Annotated in this window: 15 protein-coding genes; all 15 read left to right on the plus strand. The window is 55.8% G+C overall.

Annotation, left to right across the window (positions count from 1 at the left end):
- Nucleotides 1–29 precede the first annotated feature (29 nt).
- The 15 genes from FCL49_RS10910 (at nt 30) to FCL49_RS10980 (ending at nt 19615) form a co-directional block, all read left to right on the plus strand.
- Complete coding sequence (locus FCL49_RS10910) at nt 30–1016, plus strand: type VI secretion system-associated protein (RefSeq protein ID WP_174353602.1); 987 nt, start codon at nt 30–32, stop codon at nt 1014–1016.
- Between the two features lie 17 nt (nt 1017–1033).
- The gene (locus FCL49_RS10915) at nt 1034–1849 is read left to right on the plus strand and encodes a type VI secretion system accessory protein TagJ (RefSeq protein ID WP_368040111.1); all 816 of its coding nucleotides are present in this window, start codon (nt 1034–1036) and stop codon (nt 1847–1849) included.
- 2 nt (nt 1850–1851) lie between these two features.
- Nucleotides 1852–2427 (plus strand): type VI secretion system baseplate subunit TssE, encoded by a 576-nt coding sequence (locus FCL49_RS10920; protein ID WP_017893256.1) that lies wholly within the window; start codon nt 1852–1854, stop codon nt 2425–2427.
- A 4-nt stretch (nt 2428–2431) separates the two neighbouring features.
- On the plus strand, nt 2432–4318 hold the full coding sequence (tssF, locus tag FCL49_RS10925) for a type VI secretion system baseplate subunit TssF (protein ID WP_153859917.1): 1887 nt from the start codon (nt 2432–2434) through the stop codon (nt 4316–4318).
- Complete coding sequence (tssG, locus tag FCL49_RS10930) at nt 4315–5388, plus strand: type VI secretion system baseplate subunit TssG (protein ID WP_174353603.1); 1074 nt, start codon at nt 4315–4317, stop codon at nt 5386–5388. Before tssF ends, tssG begins: the two co-directional genes overlap by 4 nt.
- A gap of 57 nt (nt 5389–5445) precedes the next feature.
- A complete protein-coding gene (gene tssH / locus FCL49_RS10935) occupies nt 5446–8109 on the plus strand; it encodes a type VI secretion system ATPase TssH (protein ID WP_174353604.1) in 2664 nt (887 codons plus the stop codon).
- Between the two features lie 48 nt (nt 8110–8157).
- Nucleotides 8158–9600, plus strand: a complete 1443-nt coding sequence (locus FCL49_RS10940; RefSeq protein ID WP_174353605.1) for a serine/threonine protein kinase — start codon at nt 8158–8160, stop codon at nt 9598–9600.
- Nucleotides 9601–9685: 85 nt separating this feature from the next.
- Nucleotides 9686–11614, plus strand: coding sequence for a type VI secretion system Vgr family protein (locus FCL49_RS10945; RefSeq protein WP_174353606.1), 1929 nt, complete (start codon nt 9686–9688; stop codon nt 11612–11614).
- 41 nt (nt 11615–11655) lie between these two features.
- Entirely contained in the window at nt 11656–12096 is a 441-nt protein-coding gene (locus FCL49_RS10950; protein ID WP_174353607.1) for a DcrB-related protein, read from the plus strand.
- Between the two features lie 2 nt (nt 12097–12098).
- Nucleotides 12099–16538, plus strand: a complete 4440-nt coding sequence (locus FCL49_RS10955; RefSeq protein ID WP_174353608.1) for an RHS repeat-associated core domain-containing protein — start codon at nt 12099–12101, stop codon at nt 16536–16538.
- A gap of 2 nt (nt 16539–16540) precedes the next feature.
- On the plus strand, nt 16541–16822 hold the full coding sequence (locus FCL49_RS10960; RefSeq protein WP_174353609.1) for a hypothetical protein: 282 nt from the start codon (nt 16541–16543) through the stop codon (nt 16820–16822).
- Nucleotides 16823–17011: 189 nt separating this feature from the next.
- Nucleotides 17012–17386 (plus strand): hypothetical protein, encoded by a 375-nt coding sequence (locus FCL49_RS10965; protein ID WP_174353610.1) that lies wholly within the window; start codon nt 17012–17014, stop codon nt 17384–17386.
- A 774-nt stretch (nt 17387–18160) separates the two neighbouring features.
- A complete protein-coding gene (locus FCL49_RS10970; RefSeq protein ID WP_174353611.1) occupies nt 18161–18424 on the plus strand; it encodes a hypothetical protein in 264 nt (87 codons plus the stop codon).
- A gap of 453 nt (nt 18425–18877) precedes the next feature.
- Nucleotides 18878–19258 carry an immunity protein Tsi6 family protein gene (locus FCL49_RS10975; protein ID WP_217434398.1) on the plus strand — a complete coding sequence of 127 codons (381 nt, stop codon included), beginning with the start codon at nt 18878–18880 and terminating at the stop codon, nt 19256–19258.
- A gap of 69 nt (nt 19259–19327) precedes the next feature.
- On the plus strand, nt 19328–19615 hold the full coding sequence (locus FCL49_RS10980) for a hypothetical protein (RefSeq protein ID WP_174353612.1): 288 nt from the start codon (nt 19328–19330) through the stop codon (nt 19613–19615).
- Nucleotides 19616–19697: the final 82 nt, after the last annotated feature.

Genomic DNA, 19697 nt, shown 5'->3' on the forward strand with positions numbered 1-19697 from the left:
TCAGGTACAAATTCACAGCAAGGTTACCTATGAAATACTGGATGCCCGGATTTATCGCCCTGATGGCGATACCGGCCGCGCAGGCGGCGAATTATCGCTTGGTCTACTCCCCCAGCCAGAAGCTGGAAGTGTTTATCGACGATGTCAAAAACAGCCAGCCGGCAAGTTGGTGCGGCAAAACCATCCCGCTGCGCATCGTTTCGGCACAGAGCAAAGATCCCGCAGTCCTGGACGACTTCCTGCCGCGAGTTGGCAATCTGTTGGCCAAGCAGTGTGCCAAAGCCAGCCAACTCCCCTGGACTTTGACCGACAAACGCGGTGAAAAACTGGCGTCCGGCGAAGCCAGCAAGGCACGGGGCTGGAAGCCGGTACACAAACAGCAGGCCGTCGAACCGGCTGCCCCGCCAGCGCCGGTGATCCCCGCCGCCGTGGCGGTCACCTCGCCGCAGGCAGACGGCGCACCGGTACCAAAATTTGACCTGCCACAGGGCTGCCATTTCCGCACCTACTGGAGCGAAGAAGCCAGCGGCAGCGCACTGTTTATCCCAAGTGGCGACGCCCTGCGTTGTGGTGATGACGGCTGGTTAAACGGCAGCAGCAGCGTAACGCTACAGCAAGATGGCAAAACCGCCTCGCCGGCATTGTCGTTCTATCAAGGCTATCCGCTGGTGAAGATCAACGTTGGCGAGCGCCCCTTGAGCGTGATCAGCGCCAATGTGCAGCGGCTGGTACTCGGTGCCAACCCGCAGGCACCAGGCAGTTTCGCGCTGTTACCTTTCGCCCCACAGCTTCACGCCTGGTCATTTAACGGCGAAGTGATTGTCGAAATGCCGCGTGAAGAAGCCGCAGACACCGCCAAAGTCAAACAACGTATTGAGCAGGCCCAGCGCGCCTGGCAGCCACTGCTTGCCAGCCCGGCCACGCCGCTGAACTTCAAGCTGGTGGAAAAGCTGGCCGAGGACCGCCTTGACCCTGCCAGTGGCAGCTACCTGTCGGTAAACAACGCCACTCACTGATTATTAAGGAAAGCCCTGTGAAATCATTAACAAACATGTTGCAAGGCGGCTCGGTCAGCGCCGCTATCGGCGCAGTGGAAAATGAGATCAAAGCGCGTCCGGCGGATGCCGATCTGCGTGCCGCGCTGGTGCAACTGCTGTGTCTGAGCGGCAACTGGCAGCGCGCCAATGCGCAGCTGAAATCCTGGCAGGCATTGAAGCCCATCGCCCAGCCCACCACGTTGCTGTTAATGCAATCGGTCAACGCGGAACTGCAGCGTCAGGCAGTGTTTGCCGGCGAGGCCGCCCCCGCGCTGCTGCAACAAAGTCAGCCCTGGTTGCAACCCATGATCCAGGCATTGCGTCACGATGCCCTGGGCGAAACCGAACAGGCGCAGGCATTGCGCGACGACGCGCTGGAAGCGGCACCGGCCAGTGCCGGGCAACTGACCCTGGCTGAACAGCCACAGCCCGTGGCGTTTGATTGGCTGACCGACGGTGATGGTCGTCTCGGCCCGGTTTGCGAACTGGCATTGAACGGCACCTATTACTGGCTGCCGTTCGCCGACATCGCGGAAATTCAGTTCCAGGCCCCACAAAGCGCCGTTGATCTGGTGTGGAGCCACGCACTGGTGCGACTGAACGACGGTCGCGAGCAGGTCTGCCAACTGCCCGCCCGCTATCCCCTGAACGCAGACAGTGACGATGCGCTGTTGCTCGGCAAACGTACCGAATGGCAAGCTCTGGGCGAAGGTCCGCACTACGCCGGACAGGGTCTGAAAACCTGGCTGAGCGAGAACGATGAGTTCCCGCTACACAGCCTGCGCCACCTGAGTTTTAACGCGAGCGCCTGACGATGAACAGCAAGCGGCCAACCCAACATGATGATGGTGACCTGCGCCGTCAGGGCTATCGCTCCCGCCAGGACAGCGAACGCCTGACGTCACGCGACAAAATGCAGCCGGTGCTGCTCGACATGCTGACCGACGACGAACCGCAGAAAAAAAAGGAAGCTCAGGTGCGCAACCTGGTCTCGCACAGCGAACTGCGCCGCCGGGTGCTGCGCGACCTGCAGTGGCTGTTTAACTGCGTGAACAGCGAGTCCAGTCTCGATTTGGGCGATTTTCCGCAGGTACGGCGTTCAACCCTCAACTACGGCATCGCCTCGCTGGCCGGCAAACGCATGTCGGACATCGAGTGGCAGGATATTCAGCTGGCGCTGACTGAATCCATCCTCAATTTCGAACCGCGCATCCTGCCCGAAGGGTTGCAGGTGCGCTGCATTTCGGACACCGGCTCGCTGGAGCTGCACAACGTATTGTCGATTGAAATCAAGGGACGCCTGTGGTGCGTGCCCTATCCGCTGGAGTTTCTGTTCCGTACCGACGTGGACCTGGAAAACGGCCACTTCGATCTGAAAGACATAGGGTAAGCCGATGGACAGTAAACTTTTAGACTATTACAACCGCGAGCTGGCCTATCTGCGTGAGATGGGCGCAGAGTTCGCCGAGCAGTATCCCAAAGTGGCAGGCCGCCTTGGCATGCGCGGTATCGACGTAGCGGATCCTTATATCGAGCGTTTGATGGAAGGCTTCGCCTTTCTCACCTCGCGCGTACAGCTGAAGATGGACGCGGAGTTTCCGCGTTTCTCCCAGCGTCTGCTGGAGATTATCTACCCCAACTATCTGTCGCCAACGCCATCGATGGCGATTGCCGAGCTGCAACCCGACAGCAACAAGGGCGATATCAGCAACGGCTTTGTCGTGCCGCGCGGCACCATGATGGACAGCCAGTCGTTGAAAAAGAGTGGCATCACCTGCAGCTACACCACCGCGCACGACGTCACGCTGCAGCCGGTGCGGCTGAAAAGCGTCGAGCTGGGCGGCATTCCGGCCGATATTCCGTTGGCCAGCCTGGGGTTGCAACAAAGTGGCTGCGTCAGCGCGCTGCGCATCCGGCTGGAGTGCTATGACAGCGTCACGCTCAACAACCTGCAGTTGGACCAGTTGATGTTTTATCTCTCCGGCCCGGACTTGCAGGCACAGCAACTGCTGGAACTGCTGATGCAGCACAGCGTCGGGCTGATTTGCCAGACGGTAGAGGCGCAACCGCAGCGGCGGGTGCTGGCACTGGACGGGTTGCGGCAGGAAGGCTTTGCCGCCGATCAGGCGCTGCTGCCGAACGATCTGCGCAATTTTGAAGGCTATCGCCTGCTGCAGGAATATTTTGCCTTCCCTGCACGCTTCCAGTTCTTCAGCGTCAATGGCATACGCCCGCTGTTGCAAAGCGTACGCGAAGGCAAAAAAACGCTGCGGCAGTTTGAGATCCTGGTGTTGCTTGACCGCCAGGATGCGGCGCTGGAACGGGTAATCGACGTCGCCCATTTGGCGTTGCACTGCACGCCGGTGATTAATCTGTTCCCGAAAGTCGCCGAACGCATCACGGTCAGCGAAAAAAGCCATGAATATCATCTGGTGGTCGATAACATTCGTCCGCTTGATTATGAAGTGTTCTCGGTACAGCGGCTCGGTGGCAGCGCCAGCGAAAAACGCTATGAGCAGGAATTCCGGCCGTTTTACAGCACCCTAAGCGCGGATGACGGCAACTACGGCGCCTACTTTTCACTGCGGCGCGAGCAGCGCACGTTGTCCGAACACGCCCGTCGCTACGGCACCCGCACCGGTTATGTCGGCTCGGAAGTGTTCGTCTCGCTGGTGGATGAACGGCAATCGCCGTGGCACAGCGACCTGAAATACCTTACCGCCGACGTACTGTGCACCAGCCGCGATCTGCCGCTGATGCTGTTACAGCAGGATCAGGGCAATTTCGTGATGCCGGACTCGATCCCGATCAAACAGGTGTCGCTGAAAAAAGGCCCGACGCCGCCGCGTCCGGCGCTGGCCGAAGGAATGATCACCTGGCGGCTGATCAGCCAACTGCAATTGAACTACCTCAGCATGATGGACGGCGACCCGGAACAGGGGGCTGCCAGCCTGCGTCAGTTGCTCGGTCTGTATGGCAACCTGAGCGAGCCGGCAATCACCAAGCAGATCCAGGGCGTGCGCCACTGTAACCTGCGCCCGGTATACCGCCGGGTGCCCGAGCCGGGGCCGATAGTGTTTGCCCGCGGTATTGCCATCGATCTGACCGTCGATGAACAGTCGTTCTCCGGCAGCAGCCCCTACCTGCTGGGGAGCGTACTGGAGCGTTTGTTCTCCCGGCTGGTAGCGATGAACACCTTTACCGAGATGACGCTTTCCAGCCAGCAACGCGGTGAAATTGCCCACTGGCAGGCGCGCATGGGCAAAAGGACGCTGATATGAGCGCCCTCCACACCGAGGCGGAACTGACGGTATCGCCCAAGATCAATGCCTTGCACCGCCTGCCGGAAGATTTCTGGCTGCGGCTCCGTAATGCACCTTATAAGCACGATCTATTTCAGCTGTTGCGGCGCCTCGACGCCCAGGGCGGGCAGGCCTACCTGCTGGGGCGAGCCCCCCTGCCGCGCCATGAAATGCTGCGGCTGGGGCAAGAACCTTCACTGTCGTTCGCCCCGTCGACGCTGGCACAGGTCAGCCCACGGCCACAAAGCCCGCTGCACGACGTTTCGATTTTCAGCTTTGGCCTGTTTGGCCCCAACGGGCCGCTGCCGCTGCACCTGACCGAATATGTGCGTGAACGGGTTTATCACCACCAGGACACCACCCTGCTGGCCTTTGCCAACCTGTTTCACCACCGGCTGACGCTGCTGTTTTACCGCGCCTGGGCCGATGCACAACCCACGGTATCGCTGGATCGGCAGGATAACCGGCGTTTCGACCAATACCTTTCCAGCCTGATTGGCATCGGCCAACCGGCGCAGCAGCAGCGCGACAGCATCAATGCCCATGCCAAGCATTTTATGGCCGGTCATCTGATTCGCCACAGCCGTGACCCGGAAGGCCTAAGCAAAATCTTGCAGCAGTACTTCAAGGTGCCGGTGCGCATCGTGGAAAACGTCCCACACTGGCTGCGGGTAGAACCCCGTGAACAGGCGCGCCTCAAAGCAGGTCGCGGCGCTCCCCGGCTCGGTGAGTCTTCGTTCCTTGGGATTGCCGTGCGCGATATTCAACACAAGTTCCGCATTGAACTGGGGCCAATGTCGCAACAAAACTATGAGCGTTTTTTGCCCGGAGCCGAACTGTGCCGGCAGTTGCGCGACTGGGTGCGCCAGTATCTGGGCATTGAGTTTGTCTGGGAAGTGCGGCTGATCCTGGCGAAGGATCAGCTCAGCGGCACCCAACTCGGCGGTGCCCAGCGCCTGGGATTAAGCAGTTGGCTGGAAGACGCCCGTCACCAACGCGACCTTGACGATCTGATCTTCAGCCCCGAACCGCTGGAAAACCCGTTCTGACTATTATTTTGGCCGGAGCCGCACAGCGCTCCGCCACTCTGAGACCTGAGGAAAACCATGTCTGAAATCAGCCGCTCGGTATTATTTGGCAAACTCGATAGCCTGTTATTCACCTCTCTGGAAAGTGCGACGGCGTTTTGCAAGCTGCGCGGTAACCCCTACGTTGAGCTGGCGCACTGGCTGCATCAACTGATGCAGGCACCGGAGGCCGACCTGCAACAGGTGATCCGCCACTTTGCACTGGACGAGGGGCAACTGGCGCGCGATATCGTCGAAGCGCTCGATCGTTTGCCACGCGGTGCCAGCGCAATTTCCGATCTGTCCGAACATATCGACAGCGCGGTGGAGCGGGCCTGGGTTTACGGCTCGCTGAAATTCGGTGCTGCGCAGATCCGCGGTGGCCATTTGCTGCTCGGCATCCTGAAAACCTACAGCCTGCGCCACCTGCTGAAAGCCATCTCCCCCCAGTTTGATCGCATCAACGCCGATCTGCTGATGGAACAATTTGCCACCATCACCGCCCACTCGGCGGAAAACAGCCTGACGCCGAACGCTCAGGCCGATACCACGCCGACGGCAGCGCAGACTGGCGGCAGCGTGTTGGCGCAATATGCTCAGGATCTGACGGCCAAGGCGCGCAACGGCGAGATTGATCCGGTGACCGGGCGTGACGAGGAAATCCGCCAGATTGTCGATATTTTAATGCGTCGCCGCCAGAACAACCCGCTGCTGACCGGTGAGGCCGGGGTCGGCAAAACCGCCGTGGTCGAAGGCCTGGCGCTGCGTATCGTGGCCGGTGATGTGCCGCCACAGCTGCGCGACGTCCAGCTGTATCTGCTGGATATCGGTATGCTGCAGGCCGGGGCCGGGGTGAAGGGCGAGTTTGAAAAGCGCCTGCAGACGGTGATTGACGAAGTTCAATCCAGCCCCACCCCGATCATTTTGTTTATCGATGAGATCCATACACTGATTGGTGCCGGTGGCGCACAGGGCACCGGCGATGCCGCCAACCTGTTGAAACCGGCGCTGGCACGCGGCCAATTACGTACCGTCGGGGCCACTACCTGGTCGGAATACAAAAAATACATTGAGAAAGATCCGGCGCTGACCCGCCGTTTCCAGGTGGTGCAGGTGCATGAACCGAGCGAAGACAAAGCGCTGCTGATGCTGCGCAGCACCGTCAGCCCGCTGGAACAGCACCACCGCGTGCTGTTGCTCGATGAGGCGGTCGACGCCGCCGTGCGCCTGTCGCATCGCTACATCCCGGCTCGCCAGTTGCCGGACAAGGCCGTGGCGCTGCTGGACACCGCCTGCGCCCGCGTGGCGGTCAGCCAGCATGCCGAGCCGGCCCAGGTGGAAGACTGCCGCCACCGCATTGAAGCGTTGCAGATTGAACTGGATATCGCCCAGCGCGAAGCCAAGGTCGGCATCGGCAATCCGCAGCGCCCACAGGATATCGAAGCTCAGTTGGCGCTGTTGCAACAGCAACTGGAACAGCTCACGGCCCGCTGGCAGGAGGAGTTGGCGCTGATCCAACAGATTATCGACCTGCGCGCCCAGTTGCATCGGGAAGATATTGAGGCTGAAACGACTGAGGAGATCACAGAGGAACCACAACCCGAGCCCTCTGCCGATGAACTGCGCGCGCAATTGGCGCAGTTGCAGCAACAGCTAGGCGAACTGCAGGGCGAGGCCCCGCTGATTTTCGCCGCCGTCGATGCCAACGTGGTGGCCGCGGTGGTCTCCGACTGGACCGGCATCCCTCTGGGTCGCATGGTGAAAAACGAAATCGACGCGGTACTGCAACTGGCGGATACGCTGAACCAGCGGGTTATCGGCCAACGGCATGCACTGGATCTTATCGCCCGTCGGGTACGCACCTCACGTGCACGGCTGGACGATCCGAACAAGCCGGTCGGGGTCTTCCTGTTGGCAGGCCCTTCCGGCGTCGGGAAAACCGAAACCGCGCTGGCGCTGGCGGAAACACTGTACGGCGGCGAGCAGAACGTGATTACCATCAACATGAGCGAGTTCCAGGAGGCGCATACCGTTTCAACCCTGAAAGGGGCCCCTCCCGGCTATGTGGGTTACGGTGAGGGTGGCGTGCTGACCGAAGCGGTGCGCCGCCGCCCTTACAGCGTGGTGCTGCTGGACGAAATAGAAAAAGCCCACCCGGACGTGCACGAGATCTTCTTCCAGGTGTTCGACAAAGGCTGGATGGAAGACGGCGAAGGCCGCCATATCGATTTCCGTAACACCATCATTATTCTGACTTCCAACGTCGGCACCGATCTGATCGCCGGGTTGTGCAGCGATGCGGACCTGGTGCCGGAGCCGGAGGCACTGAGCGGCGCCCTGCGCGAACCGCTGCTGTCGGTATTCCCGGCGGCGCTGCTTGGCCGTTTGCTGGTTGTGCCTTATTACCCGCTGACCGACGCCACGCTGGGCAATATCGTACGCCTGCAACTGGGGCGAGTGCAGCGCCGACTGGCGGAGAACCACGATATCGTCTGCACCTTCGACGACGCGGTGATCGAGCAGATCGTCAGCCGCTGCACCGAGGTGGAGTCCGGCGGCCGCATGGTCGACGCTATATTGACCAACACCCTGCTGCCGCAGATCAGCCACACCTTACTGACCGGCAGCGCCAACGATCAGCGCTATCGCCAACTGCATATCGCGCTGCAGCAAAACGAATTTATTTGTCAATTTCAGGCATAACGCCGCGGCCGCCGGTATGGCGGCCATTGTTCACAGAGAGTCATCATTATGTCGGGAACCGGGGTAAGCAAACCGAATTCAAACAGCCTGCCGATCGGCTATAGGTTCAATGAATTCGAGATCAAGGAAGCTATCGGCGAAGGCGGTTTCGGCATCGTCTACCGCGCCTACGATCATCAACTGGAACGTACCATCGCCATCAAAGAGTACATGCCGACTTCGCTGGCGATGCGCAATGACGATCTGAGTATCGGGCTGCGCGGCGAGCGTTTCAGCAAAACCTTCCAGGCCGGGTTAAACAGCTTTATTCAGGAAGCCCGCCTGCTGGCGCGTTTCTCACACCCAGGGCTGCTGCACGTGCTGCGCTTTTGGGAAGAGAATGGGACCGCCTACATGGGCACCCAGTTTTACAGCGGCACCACACTGAAGAACCTGCAGGCGCAGCAGCCGGAGAAAATCGACGAGGCCTGGATCCGCAGGCTGTTGCCACCGCTGTTCAGCGCCATCAACACCATCCATCAGGAAGGTTACCTGCACCGCGACATTTCACTGGATAACATTCAGATCCAGGAAAACCAGTTGCCGGTGCTGCTGGACTTCGGCTCAGCACGCAAAGAGATCGGCAACCTGTCCGACGAAACTGAAATCATGCTCAAACCGGGCTTTGCGCCGATTGAGCAATACACCGAGAACAGCGACGGTGAACAAGGCCCCTGGACCGACATTTACGCTCTGGGTGCCGTGCTGCATACGCTGATCGTCGGTTCACCGCCGCCGGTCAGCGTGGTGCGCAGCATCGAGGACAGCTACCAACCGCTGACCGAGCGTCGCCCGGCGGGTTATTCACTGGAACTGCTGCGCACTATCGACCATGCGCTGGCGTTGAAACCGGAAGACCGGCCACAAACCATCGACGAAATGGCCGAACTGCTGCATCTGCCGATTGCCGATGAAAACGAAATCATCAGCACCCCGGCCGCCGCACCGGAAAACTTGCTGATGGCCACCAATCCGGCCGCCGGTGCTGCAGCGGCAGGCACGGTTACCGCGCACGGCATGAAGCTCACTCGCCCGATGATGGCAGGTGCAGGCGTCGCGGCTTTGCTGGTGATCGGCGTCATCGCCTGGCTAAGCGGCGGCGACAGTACCCCAGCCCCAATAGCGGCCAATACGCCAGAAAGTGCACCGGTGGATAAACCCATAACGCCGCCACCAAGCGCACCGCAGACGGCCGAACAGCCCCCTGCAGCCCAGACCACTCCGGCACCATCGCCGGTGGCTCTGGTGTATTTCAAACTGCAACCCGGTGAGCAGGTCAGCCTGGACGGCAAGCCCCAGCAGGTGACCCCAGGCGACAACGGTTTTGCCCGTCTGAATTTGGCACCGGGCAGCTATCAGCTGGAAATCCGCCATAACGATCAGTTACGCCGTCAGCAGCTCAGCATCGAGAACGCCGGCACCTGGCTGGTCAACCCGGTTGCAGCAGGCTAACCCTCCGCTTATCCGGCCCGTCTCCGCGGGCCTTCACCGTATTTTCATGAGATTGACGCATGCGTCATTCACAGAGGACGTTCTCATGCTGGATCGTATTATTGCGCATACGCCACTGGGCCAGGAGTCATTGCTGTTCCGTTCGCTGGAAGGAACTGAAGCCCTTTCCTCACCCTTTGATTTCGCCATCGAACTGCTGAGCAAAAATGCCCGTCTCGACCGCAAGGCGCTGCTGGGTCAACCCCTGACGCTGGAGATCCCGACCCAGGGTTTTCTTGGCCCGCCCCGCTACCTGAACGGCAAGATCACCTCGATCGCCGTCAGCAGCGAAGAGATCAGCGGCACCCGTTATGCAGTGTACAACCTGCACGTGCAACCGGATCTGTGGCCGATGACCAAGGACCGCAACTTCCGCATATTCCAGGAACAGACGGTGCCGCAGATCGTCAAGACCCTGCTGACCGAACATAATGTTCAACTGGAAGACCAGCTCACCGGCGACTACCGCCTGTGGGGCTACTGCGTGCAGTATAACGAGAGCAGCTTCAACTTCATCAGCAGGCTGATGGAGCTGGAAGGTATCTATTACTATTTCAAACATGAGATGGGCAAGCACACCCTGGTGCTGGGCGATGCGCCCCACCATCATCAGCCCTATCCCGGCTACGAGATGATCCCTTACCATCTGACGCCGTCTGGCGGCAGTACCAGCGAAGAAGGCATTAGCCAGTGGACCCTGTCCGATCACGTCACGCCGGGTATTTACAGCCTCGACGATTACGATTTCCGCAAACCCAATGCCTGGCTGTTCCAGGCACGTCAGAACCCCGCCTCACCGACGCCGGGCCAGATTGACGTTTACGACTGGCCGGGCCGCTATACCGAGCATCAGCAGGGGGAGTTCTACGCCCGTATCCGTCAGGAAGCCTGGCAGGCCGAACATCAGCAGATTGAAGGCACCGCTACCGCGCTGGGCATCGCCCCCGGCAGCACCTTCACGCTGTATAACGCCCCGCATATCGACGACAACCGGGAATACCTGACGCTGCAGGCCAAATATCACCTGAAGGAAAACCGCTACGCCAGCGGCGACGATCAGCACAGCGAACACCGCATCGATTTCACCGTGCTGCCGGCGGATATTCCCTGGCACCCGGCGCAACAGGCCAGTTGGCCAAAAACTCACGGCCCACAGACGGCAAAAGTGGTCGGCCCGGCCGGTGAGTCGATCTGGACCGACAAATACGGCCGCATCAAGGTGAAATTCCACTGGGATCGCTTCGGGCCCAAAGACGACGGCAGCTCCTGCTGGGTACGCGTGTCCAGCGCCTGGGCTGGGCAGGGTTATGGCGGGGTACAGATCCCACGCGTCAACGACGAAGTGGTGGTGGACTTTATCAATGGCGATCCGGACCGCCCGATCGTGACCGGCCGCGTGTATAACGACGCCAGCATGCCGCCCTGGGCGCTGCCGGCCGCCGCAACCCAGATGGGCTTTATGAGCCGCACCAAGGATGGCACCGCCGACAACGCCAACGCCCTGCGCTTCGAGGATAAAGCCGGTTCGGAACAGGTGTGGATCCAGGCGGAACGCAACATGGACACCCAGGTGAAGAACGATGAGAGCCATACCATCGATAAGAACCATACGCACCTGGTCGGCGGCAATCAGATGAAACGGGTGGTGCTCAACCAGGCGACCGGGGTTAAAGGCGACTCTTCGTCGCTGACCGGCAAAACGCGCGCCGACAATGTGGTAGACGCCTTCACCCTGGGCTCCGGGGAGTCACTGCGGCTGGAATGCGGGGAAAGTGTCATTGAGCTGCGGGCCAATGGCCAGATCAACATCACCGGCACCAGCTTTAACATCACGGTCAAAAACGACGGCGAGATCAACACCGGCGGCAAGCTGCAACTCAATCAACCAGGCGGTGCCGCGCGCACTGCCGCCCCAGGGCCGGATCACAAGACGGCAATCCAGGGTGCCGTCGACCAGTTGTTCCCAAAATCCTGACCGCCGAACTTTTCGGCCCTCAACATTTTTAGAGAATACCCATGAATTATCTTTTCCAGGAAGGTCATTTCACCCTGCCCGCCGGCCCTTGGCAGGACTGCACCATCAATATCCTCAAAAACCCGCAGACCGGCGCTTCTCTGGTGATCACCCGTGGCGCGATCCCGCAGGACAGCACGCTGGAAGACGAATTTGAAAAACAGTGGCAGACATTGTTGCCACAGATCACCGATTTGCAGCAGTTGCCACGCCAGCGCATCAGCGTCGGGCCAAACCACCTTATCCGGGCTATCGAAGTCACCAGCAATTTCATCCGCGCCGGACACCATCATCATCAGCATCAGTTAGCGGCACAGCCCGAAGGGAGCCAGACGCTGCTGATCGTGACGTATTCCTCAATGAAGCCTTTCACCAGCGAGGATGGCCATCAATGGCAGCAGGTGAAAGCCTCGCTGGCATTGACCGGACAGGATGACCGATAACCATGAGCGATATTTGGGCGGCAAGAAAGGATGACGAACTGATCCATACCAGCCCGCTGGCGGACATCGCCAGCGCCGTTGCCGAGGTCGCGGTTTACTCACTGGCGACAGCCGCCGTTGCGGCCGCAGCGGCAGCGGCAGCTCCGGCACTGGCGGGGGTGGCGGTGTTGGGTGCGGCGGCAACAGCGGCTTCCGGCTGTGTCGGTGCCGGCCTGATCGTCGGCTTCACCGCCAGCCTGACCGGCGTCGGCGAACATATCAGCAACGGCTGTGACACCGTGGCCAACTGGCTGTTTCCTCCGGTGGTCTCCGGCGTGATCCTCACGGGGTCGGCCAATGTGTTCACCAACGCCAAACCGGCCGCTCGTGCCGCCGGGCGGTTGCTCACCGCTGATGAGATCAAAGCCCTGCCCGCGCCGCAACCGCCACAAAGTTTTTGGGATTACGGTTCTGAGCTGTTGGCCGCCGGGGGCAATATCATTTCCCAGCTGTGGCAGCCCAGCGTCGCCGGTCCAAGTCTGCCCAGCCAGGCGCTGGAAGAAGACAAGATCGCTTGCGACAAGCACCCCAGCCCGCAATATCTGGCGGAAGGTTCCGGCAAGGTATTCATTAACGGTCAACCGGCCGTGCGCAGTAACGATCGTTCCACCTGTGAAGCCAAGGTCTCGACCGACGTTTCAAAAAACGTCCTGATCGGCGGCGATGCGGTTGTGGTACGGGATATCAAGAGCGGCAAACTGCCGGGCATCGGCCTGGCACTGACCGTGCTGCCATTGCTGCTCGGCAACCCGTCCAAACTGGTCAAGAACCTGCCTTGCATGATTGGCGGCGGGCTGGCGGCGGCAGGGGCCAATGCGCTCGGGGAAGCAATCCACGCCGCGTTTAATCCAGTACACGCCGCCACCGGAGCCAAGGTACTGAACGGCGAAGAGGATATCGATCTGCTGCTGTCGGCACGCTTCCCACTGGTCTGGCAGCGTAATTACAACAGCCGCAACCGCTATCAGGGTCTGTTCGGTCACGGCTGGCGTACAACGTTTGAAACCTGGGTCGATCTGGCTGACGACGGCAAAGGCGGTGTCGAATGCTGCCTGCATGATGAAACCGGCCGCGAACTGCGCTTCCCGCTACCCGAGGTGAACAAACCCAGCTTCAATGCCGGTGAAGGTTTAATGTTCCGCAGCGGCGAAGAAGGTCAACTGGTCATCGCCGATACCGATGGCAGCGTGTGGCGACTGTTTGTCCCGCTGCCACAGGAACCCTCTCGCCTGCGGCTAATGTCGCTGAGCGACGAATATGACAACGCGCTGCTGTTGAGCTACGACGAACAGCAACGCCTGAGCCAGATCAGCGACAGTGCCAACGCCATGACGTTGCTACTGGAATACGCCGATGCTCGCTTTGCCGACCGCGTTACGGCACTGTGCCATAACCAACAGACGCGGGTACGTTATTGCTATAACGACAACGGCGATCTCCACCAGGTAGTTGACGTCGGTGGCCTGATTACCCGCGAGTTCCATTATAACGATCAGTCTCTGTTGACCCGCCATCAGCAGGCGGGCGCCCCCTATTTCGAATATCGCTGGGCGATGTTTGACGACTGGCGGGTGGTGGAACACCGCGATGAAGCCGGTGGCGGCTGCACCATAGATTACGATTTGGCGGCAGGCCTGACTACCGTCACCGAATACGATGGTCTGCAACACAGTCACCGCTGGAACAGCCAGCAGTTGATTACCGAATACACCGACGAACGCGGTGAAGTCTGGCGTTACCAGTGGAACGACGAAGATATGCTGGTCGCGAGTCAGGATCCGCTGGGCCATGGTTGGCAATTTCGCTACGACGAAGCCGGTAACCTGGTCGAGGAACAGGATCCGCTCGGCAATATCCGCCTGACACAATGGCTGCCACAGCGCGCGCTGCCGGTCAGTATCAAAGCACCTAACGGCGCCACACAGTATTTTTATTACGATCAGCGCCACGCGCTGGTAGCCGACGTTGATGCACTCGGTCACACCCAGCGTTATTTGCGCGATGACTACGGTCAGGTAGTGCAGTCGGTCGACGCCAACGGTGGCATCAGCCATTTCGCCTATGATGAACACGGCCAGTTGATCCGCGCCCGCGATTGCTCCGGCAAACAGACTACCTACAGCTACCTGCCACAAGGCTGGTTAACCGAGGTCACCGACGCCGCCGGTGAGAGCACTCGTTACCATTACGACAGCGCCGGCCGCCTGACACAGTTGCAGCGTGCCGAAGGCTGGCAGGAGAAACTGGGCTGGAACGAACAGGGTCAACTGGTGCATTACCAGGGGGCCGATGGCCGCCTGACACACTATCGTTACGACAGCGTCGGCCGCCTGCTGGCGACCCGCAACCCGCTCGATGGCGAAGTGCTGCGCAGCTACGATACTCGTGGTCGACTGACCGCCCTGCGCAATGAGAACGGCGAGAGTTACGGCTTCCAGTGGACAGCGGCCAATCTGCTGCAGGAAGAGACCGGGCTGGACGGTATCAGCACCCGCTATCGTTATGACGAGTGCCGCCGGGTTATTGAGCGCACCTTTGCGGCCAATACGCCTGCTGCCTTTTCACACTACTTCAGCCATGACGCCGCCGGGCAACTGTTGAACAAGCAGACGCCGGACGGAGAAACCCGCTATCGCTACAACCCGGTCGGCCAGTTACTGCACGCCGCCTTCTATCGCGGCGATGTATGGCGGGATTACCAGACGGAAGCGGAGAGCGAAGCCAGCTTCAGCTATGACCTGCTGGGTCGGGTGCTCAGTGAGCAAGGTAACCAGGGCACGCTGAACTACGATTACGACCCGATGGGCAACCGCACACAGGTTGCCCTGCCCGACGGCCGCACCCTGCGTTCGCTGTACTACGGCAGTGGCCACCTGCTGCAGGTGGCGCTGGATGACGTTACCATTAGCGAGTTCGAACGTGACAACCTGCACCGTGAGTTAAGCCGCACTCAGGGCCGACTGACCAGCCGACTGCACTACGATCGGCTCGGACGCAAAGATCGCCGGGAGATTTTTAACGACAATCGCCAACGTCCGGCCCCGGCCAGCAGTTCGCGGCAGTGGTTCTACGACTATCAAAATAACCTGACGCGCGAAGAACAGAACGCCAACCCGTTCGCCTATCAGCGTTATCACTATGACGCCGCAGGTCGCCTGCTAAGCCAGGACGGTACCTTGCCGGACACCGAGCGTTACCGCTACGATCCGGCCTCCAACCTGTTGGATGAAGGCCAGTTCCGCCAGCGGCATAACCGCGTGATGCACTATCAAGGCATCGATTACCGTTACGATACCTTTGGCCGCACGGTGGAAAAGCGCAAGGGCCACTACCGCTGGCAATACCGCTACGACGCCGAACACCGTCTCTGCGAAGTGGTACGTTACAGCCTGCACCGCAGCGAACCCCTGCAGCATGTGCAGTTCCGTTACGATCCACTCGGGCGGCGCACGCAAAAACAGGTATGGCGGCAAAGCCAGGACCTGCGCCAACCGGGCGGCAAGCGCCAGATCACCACCTTCCTATGGGAAGGTTTCCGACTGTTGCAGGAAACCCGCGACGGCATGCCGCTCACCTATGTGTATGCCGATCAGGGAAGCTATGAGCCGCTGGCACGTATCGACGGCGGGCCGCAGGCGCAGGTGTTTTACTTCCACACCGCGCCCAACGGCGAGCCGGAAAGCCTGACCGACAGCGACGGCACCCTACGCTGGCAAGGCCACAGCAGCGCCTGGGGCAAAACAAAGTATGAGGAAAATCAGCAGCATCTGGATTACTCCCAAAACCTGCGCCTGCAGGGCCAATACCTGGATCGCGAAACCGGATTGCACTACAATCTGTTCCGTTATTACGACCCGGATATCGGCAGATTTACCCAGCACGACCCGATTGGGTTGGCGGGTGGGATAAACCTTTATCAGTATGCGCCGAACCCTTTGGGGTGGGTGGATCCGCTGGGGTTGATGAAATGCTCGACGCCACCAAAAGGAAGGAAAGTTAACCGGACGGTCTATCGATTTGAACAACCTAGCAGGATGAGTACGACATGGACGACTCACCCCGGAAACATTGGTTCAAGGCACCGGTATACTGATGTTGGCAGTGGTGGTGTATATGGAGCGAACTCTAAAAAAACAGCGTTGGCTGAAGTCACTCACTGGAAGGTGGACTTATCAACTCGTGAATTGACCAGTAAAAAAGTACAACTTAATAATGTCTTGGATTTAACTCGTCCAGATGTCAGAAATCAGCTTGGTATATCATTAAAAGATATCTCTGGAAAAGAATATGATGTCACTCACCAGATTGGAGCATGGGCAAAAACACAAGGGTATGATGGTATACTTGCTCCTTCAGCACGGAACCCAACTGGTTCTAACTTGATCTCATTTTTAGGGTTTTAGCCATGACAGGATTAGAGATATATTATGCCGGAGACGAAACTTGGAAGCGTTCTGTAAAGATATTTTCAGATGCTTATTTGGATGACAATGCCCGTTTTCTTTCTGAAAAATTAGATGGGCATTTGGATTTGGCTGTAATTATTTATGGTAAAAGAGGAATAAAAGAAGCTTTATGGTGGATTGAACAAGAGGTTCCAGCATTAGAGGGAATGAAGCCCGTTGATTGCCTTAAAGAGCCTGAACTATTGAAACGTCTCCGCGAATGCGTAATGCGAATGTCATAAATATAATCAAAGAAGCTGGAAATTATTACAGAGGACCTTCCAGCTTTGTACATTTAGTTACCTGTCAAACCCGGCTGCGGGGCTTCTTCACCTTAGTTTAACCAAACCGGCGGAGGCACTCAACTTGAACCATCCCAATCTATTAGCCAACTTATTTCCGAAGGTCTAATTCGACCAATCCGGGGGAATATGACAGAGAAATGCATTAGTTCTGAAGCTAAAAAATTAATTTTTGATGGAAGTGAAGATCAGTTCTATCATTTCAAAGAAGAAATATATCTTACTGATACGAACGAGCAGGTGACTTATCAAAACTCAGTTGCAAAGCCAATATGGGAGGCTGATGATGAATTAAAAATAAACATAACAAAAAATATAAATGGGATAAATAAAATAGAATATAAATTTGATCCAACACCATCATACAAGCATGATAACTTAGATATTTACTTCCAAAAAGTTAGTTCAGAAAAAACCGGGAGGGAAATAATAATAGTAACTGCCGCTGGTGAAACACAACCTGCAAGATACAAAATAAAGTTACTTGGGCTAATATATAAGTAGCATACTGAACCAGCCCAGACTTGTTTGACACCCCCTAAAGAAGCACCAGTCATTGGGAAGGTTTCCGACTACAGCAGGCAACCCACGACGGCATGCCTCTCACCTATATAAGCTATGAAGCCACTGGCACGCATTGACGGCGGGCCGCAGGCGCAGGTGTTCTACTTCCACACTGCGCCCAACGGCGGAGGTGGAATTGAAGTGGTTGTTCCGCAAGATGCTGTTAACATCCATAACTTTAATTTTTTTTAACTATGAAAAACGACATTTATTCTAAAACTAGAAAGTTAGCAAGCTTATTAAAAAATGAGTCAATATCTAATTCTGAATTAGCAAAAGAACTTACTGATGCCATTGATTACAGTGCCACATCCAGTGAGGCCCTTATGAAGTTAAAATACCACATCAGAAAAACATTATTGGATAAAGGAAAATACAGCACCGAATTAATAAATCTCTCCTCGGATATTTATAGCGATATTGTAAAGCTAATTGGGTAGTGCGTGTAGGAACAGTTAACCTAATAAATAGAGGTAGATATGAATAAATTTATTGATTGTGAGAAAAATAACCATCGATGATATAAAAAATGCCGAAAGTTATATTGAAAAAAAATCCCAGACTCTCTAAAAAAGGTACAGTCGCCTTAACCAGACCTCAAATGCTTCTTGAGGGTAAAGTTGCCCCACAACTTCAATGGGGAGCAGATAAGATTGGAGGTGGTTGGCAAATAGTAACTGCGGGTGATAAATTCTCGTGAGCAACAGAATTATTATGAATTTAAAAGAAGTTAGTGAGAAAATATGCAAAGCGCTAATATCATCATCTTATATTGATGAAGCCAGTAAAATTAAAACCCTAGTTGATAAGGTCTTAACATTAGATAAAAATGATAACATCAGAACAGCAGCCATAGAAGAATTAATATCTCGATGCCATCCAAAATGGCTTGGTGACTACTACATTAAAAACACAACTTATAAAGAATGGACCGACCTTATAACGGACTTAAAGATAAGACTAAACAAAATTAAATAAAAAACTCAAACTATCTATTATAGCACGAGCAATTATGAGGTTTGCACCTGTACGGCCTCATTTTTTCAGATTTAAGTGGCCCCACCAAAACATTACTCAGACTAAAATAGTCAAGGTAGCATTACCAAATTGTCCTAGTGTAGTGACTTTCACCCATGCTTTATATTTAAAGAAATAAATCCAGCAGAGACAAACGTATATGTCTGCAAAGTCATCTAAAAATTAATTTCATATATGTGAAGCCAAAGAATTTTTATCCCTAGACATGTAACGCCCTTGCAATTCAAATTACCGAAAAATGACCATTGTTATAATTAATGAAGATAAAAAATTCACAACAAAATTATTTCCTCGTAAATAACGATTTGAGACCATCCTCCCAAACAGAAATCTGGCAGATACAATGGATTAGTAAAAATTAAATATTTGTGGTGCGCCGTGGAGTGAATTAAAATGAATACTAATTTAGATTACATAGATCGGGCACTTCGCTTGGCTAGAAAACGGCATGCGCATATTTTAAAAATACAAGGTGGCGAAACTCTCGAGCCCATGTACAACTCCATCGTTCAACAACTAATCTATCTACGCCGAGTCGTTATCGGTGAAGAAAAGAACAAAATCAAACTTTGGGAACTCACTTTCGGAATGTTTGCAACCAAAGAGTTTCAGGCGACAGATCCGATTTTTGAGGATAGATTAGGCGATGCCTTCTATATTGCTTCTCAAATCAGAAAAGGGCTTAAAGTGCAATTACCTCACCAAGTAGATCCTAACTTCGTCACAAAACAACAATCTCTCAAAGTTGCCTACCCTGACGATTTTGAAGACTAAAGCTGACTTGTTAATAATCCCGTAAACAGAAGTTTAATAGTTATTACTTTGTAAAATATACCTATAAAAATGAATAACAAAGATAGAGCAGTAAAAACAATAAAACAGACCATAATTGAACTTAAGGGTGTGATTATCACTAAAAATAATAAAATATTATCTGTGAGTTCACCGGAGCAAATAAATAATTTTATTATAATATTCGAACTTACGTTGCAAAACATACTGTCAGATAATATTCCCCCTAGAAATGAAAGGGCATTAGGCATAGCAAATGTAGTAGCAGATCAATGGCCCTTTGATATTGAATTAGGGAGTTTGATTATTGAAACAGAACAAGCTTATAAAAAAATATGACAAATAGGACCGAATGAAACCAAGTGAAAACCCCGTCATTTTCTTAGTGTCTAATATGCCCCCCCTTTAGGATTAAATGTAA

This window comes from Serratia proteamaculans (genome assembly GCF_013337185.1).
Taxonomy (GTDB): Bacteria; Pseudomonadota; Gammaproteobacteria; order Enterobacterales; family Enterobacteriaceae; genus Serratia; species Serratia proteamaculans_D.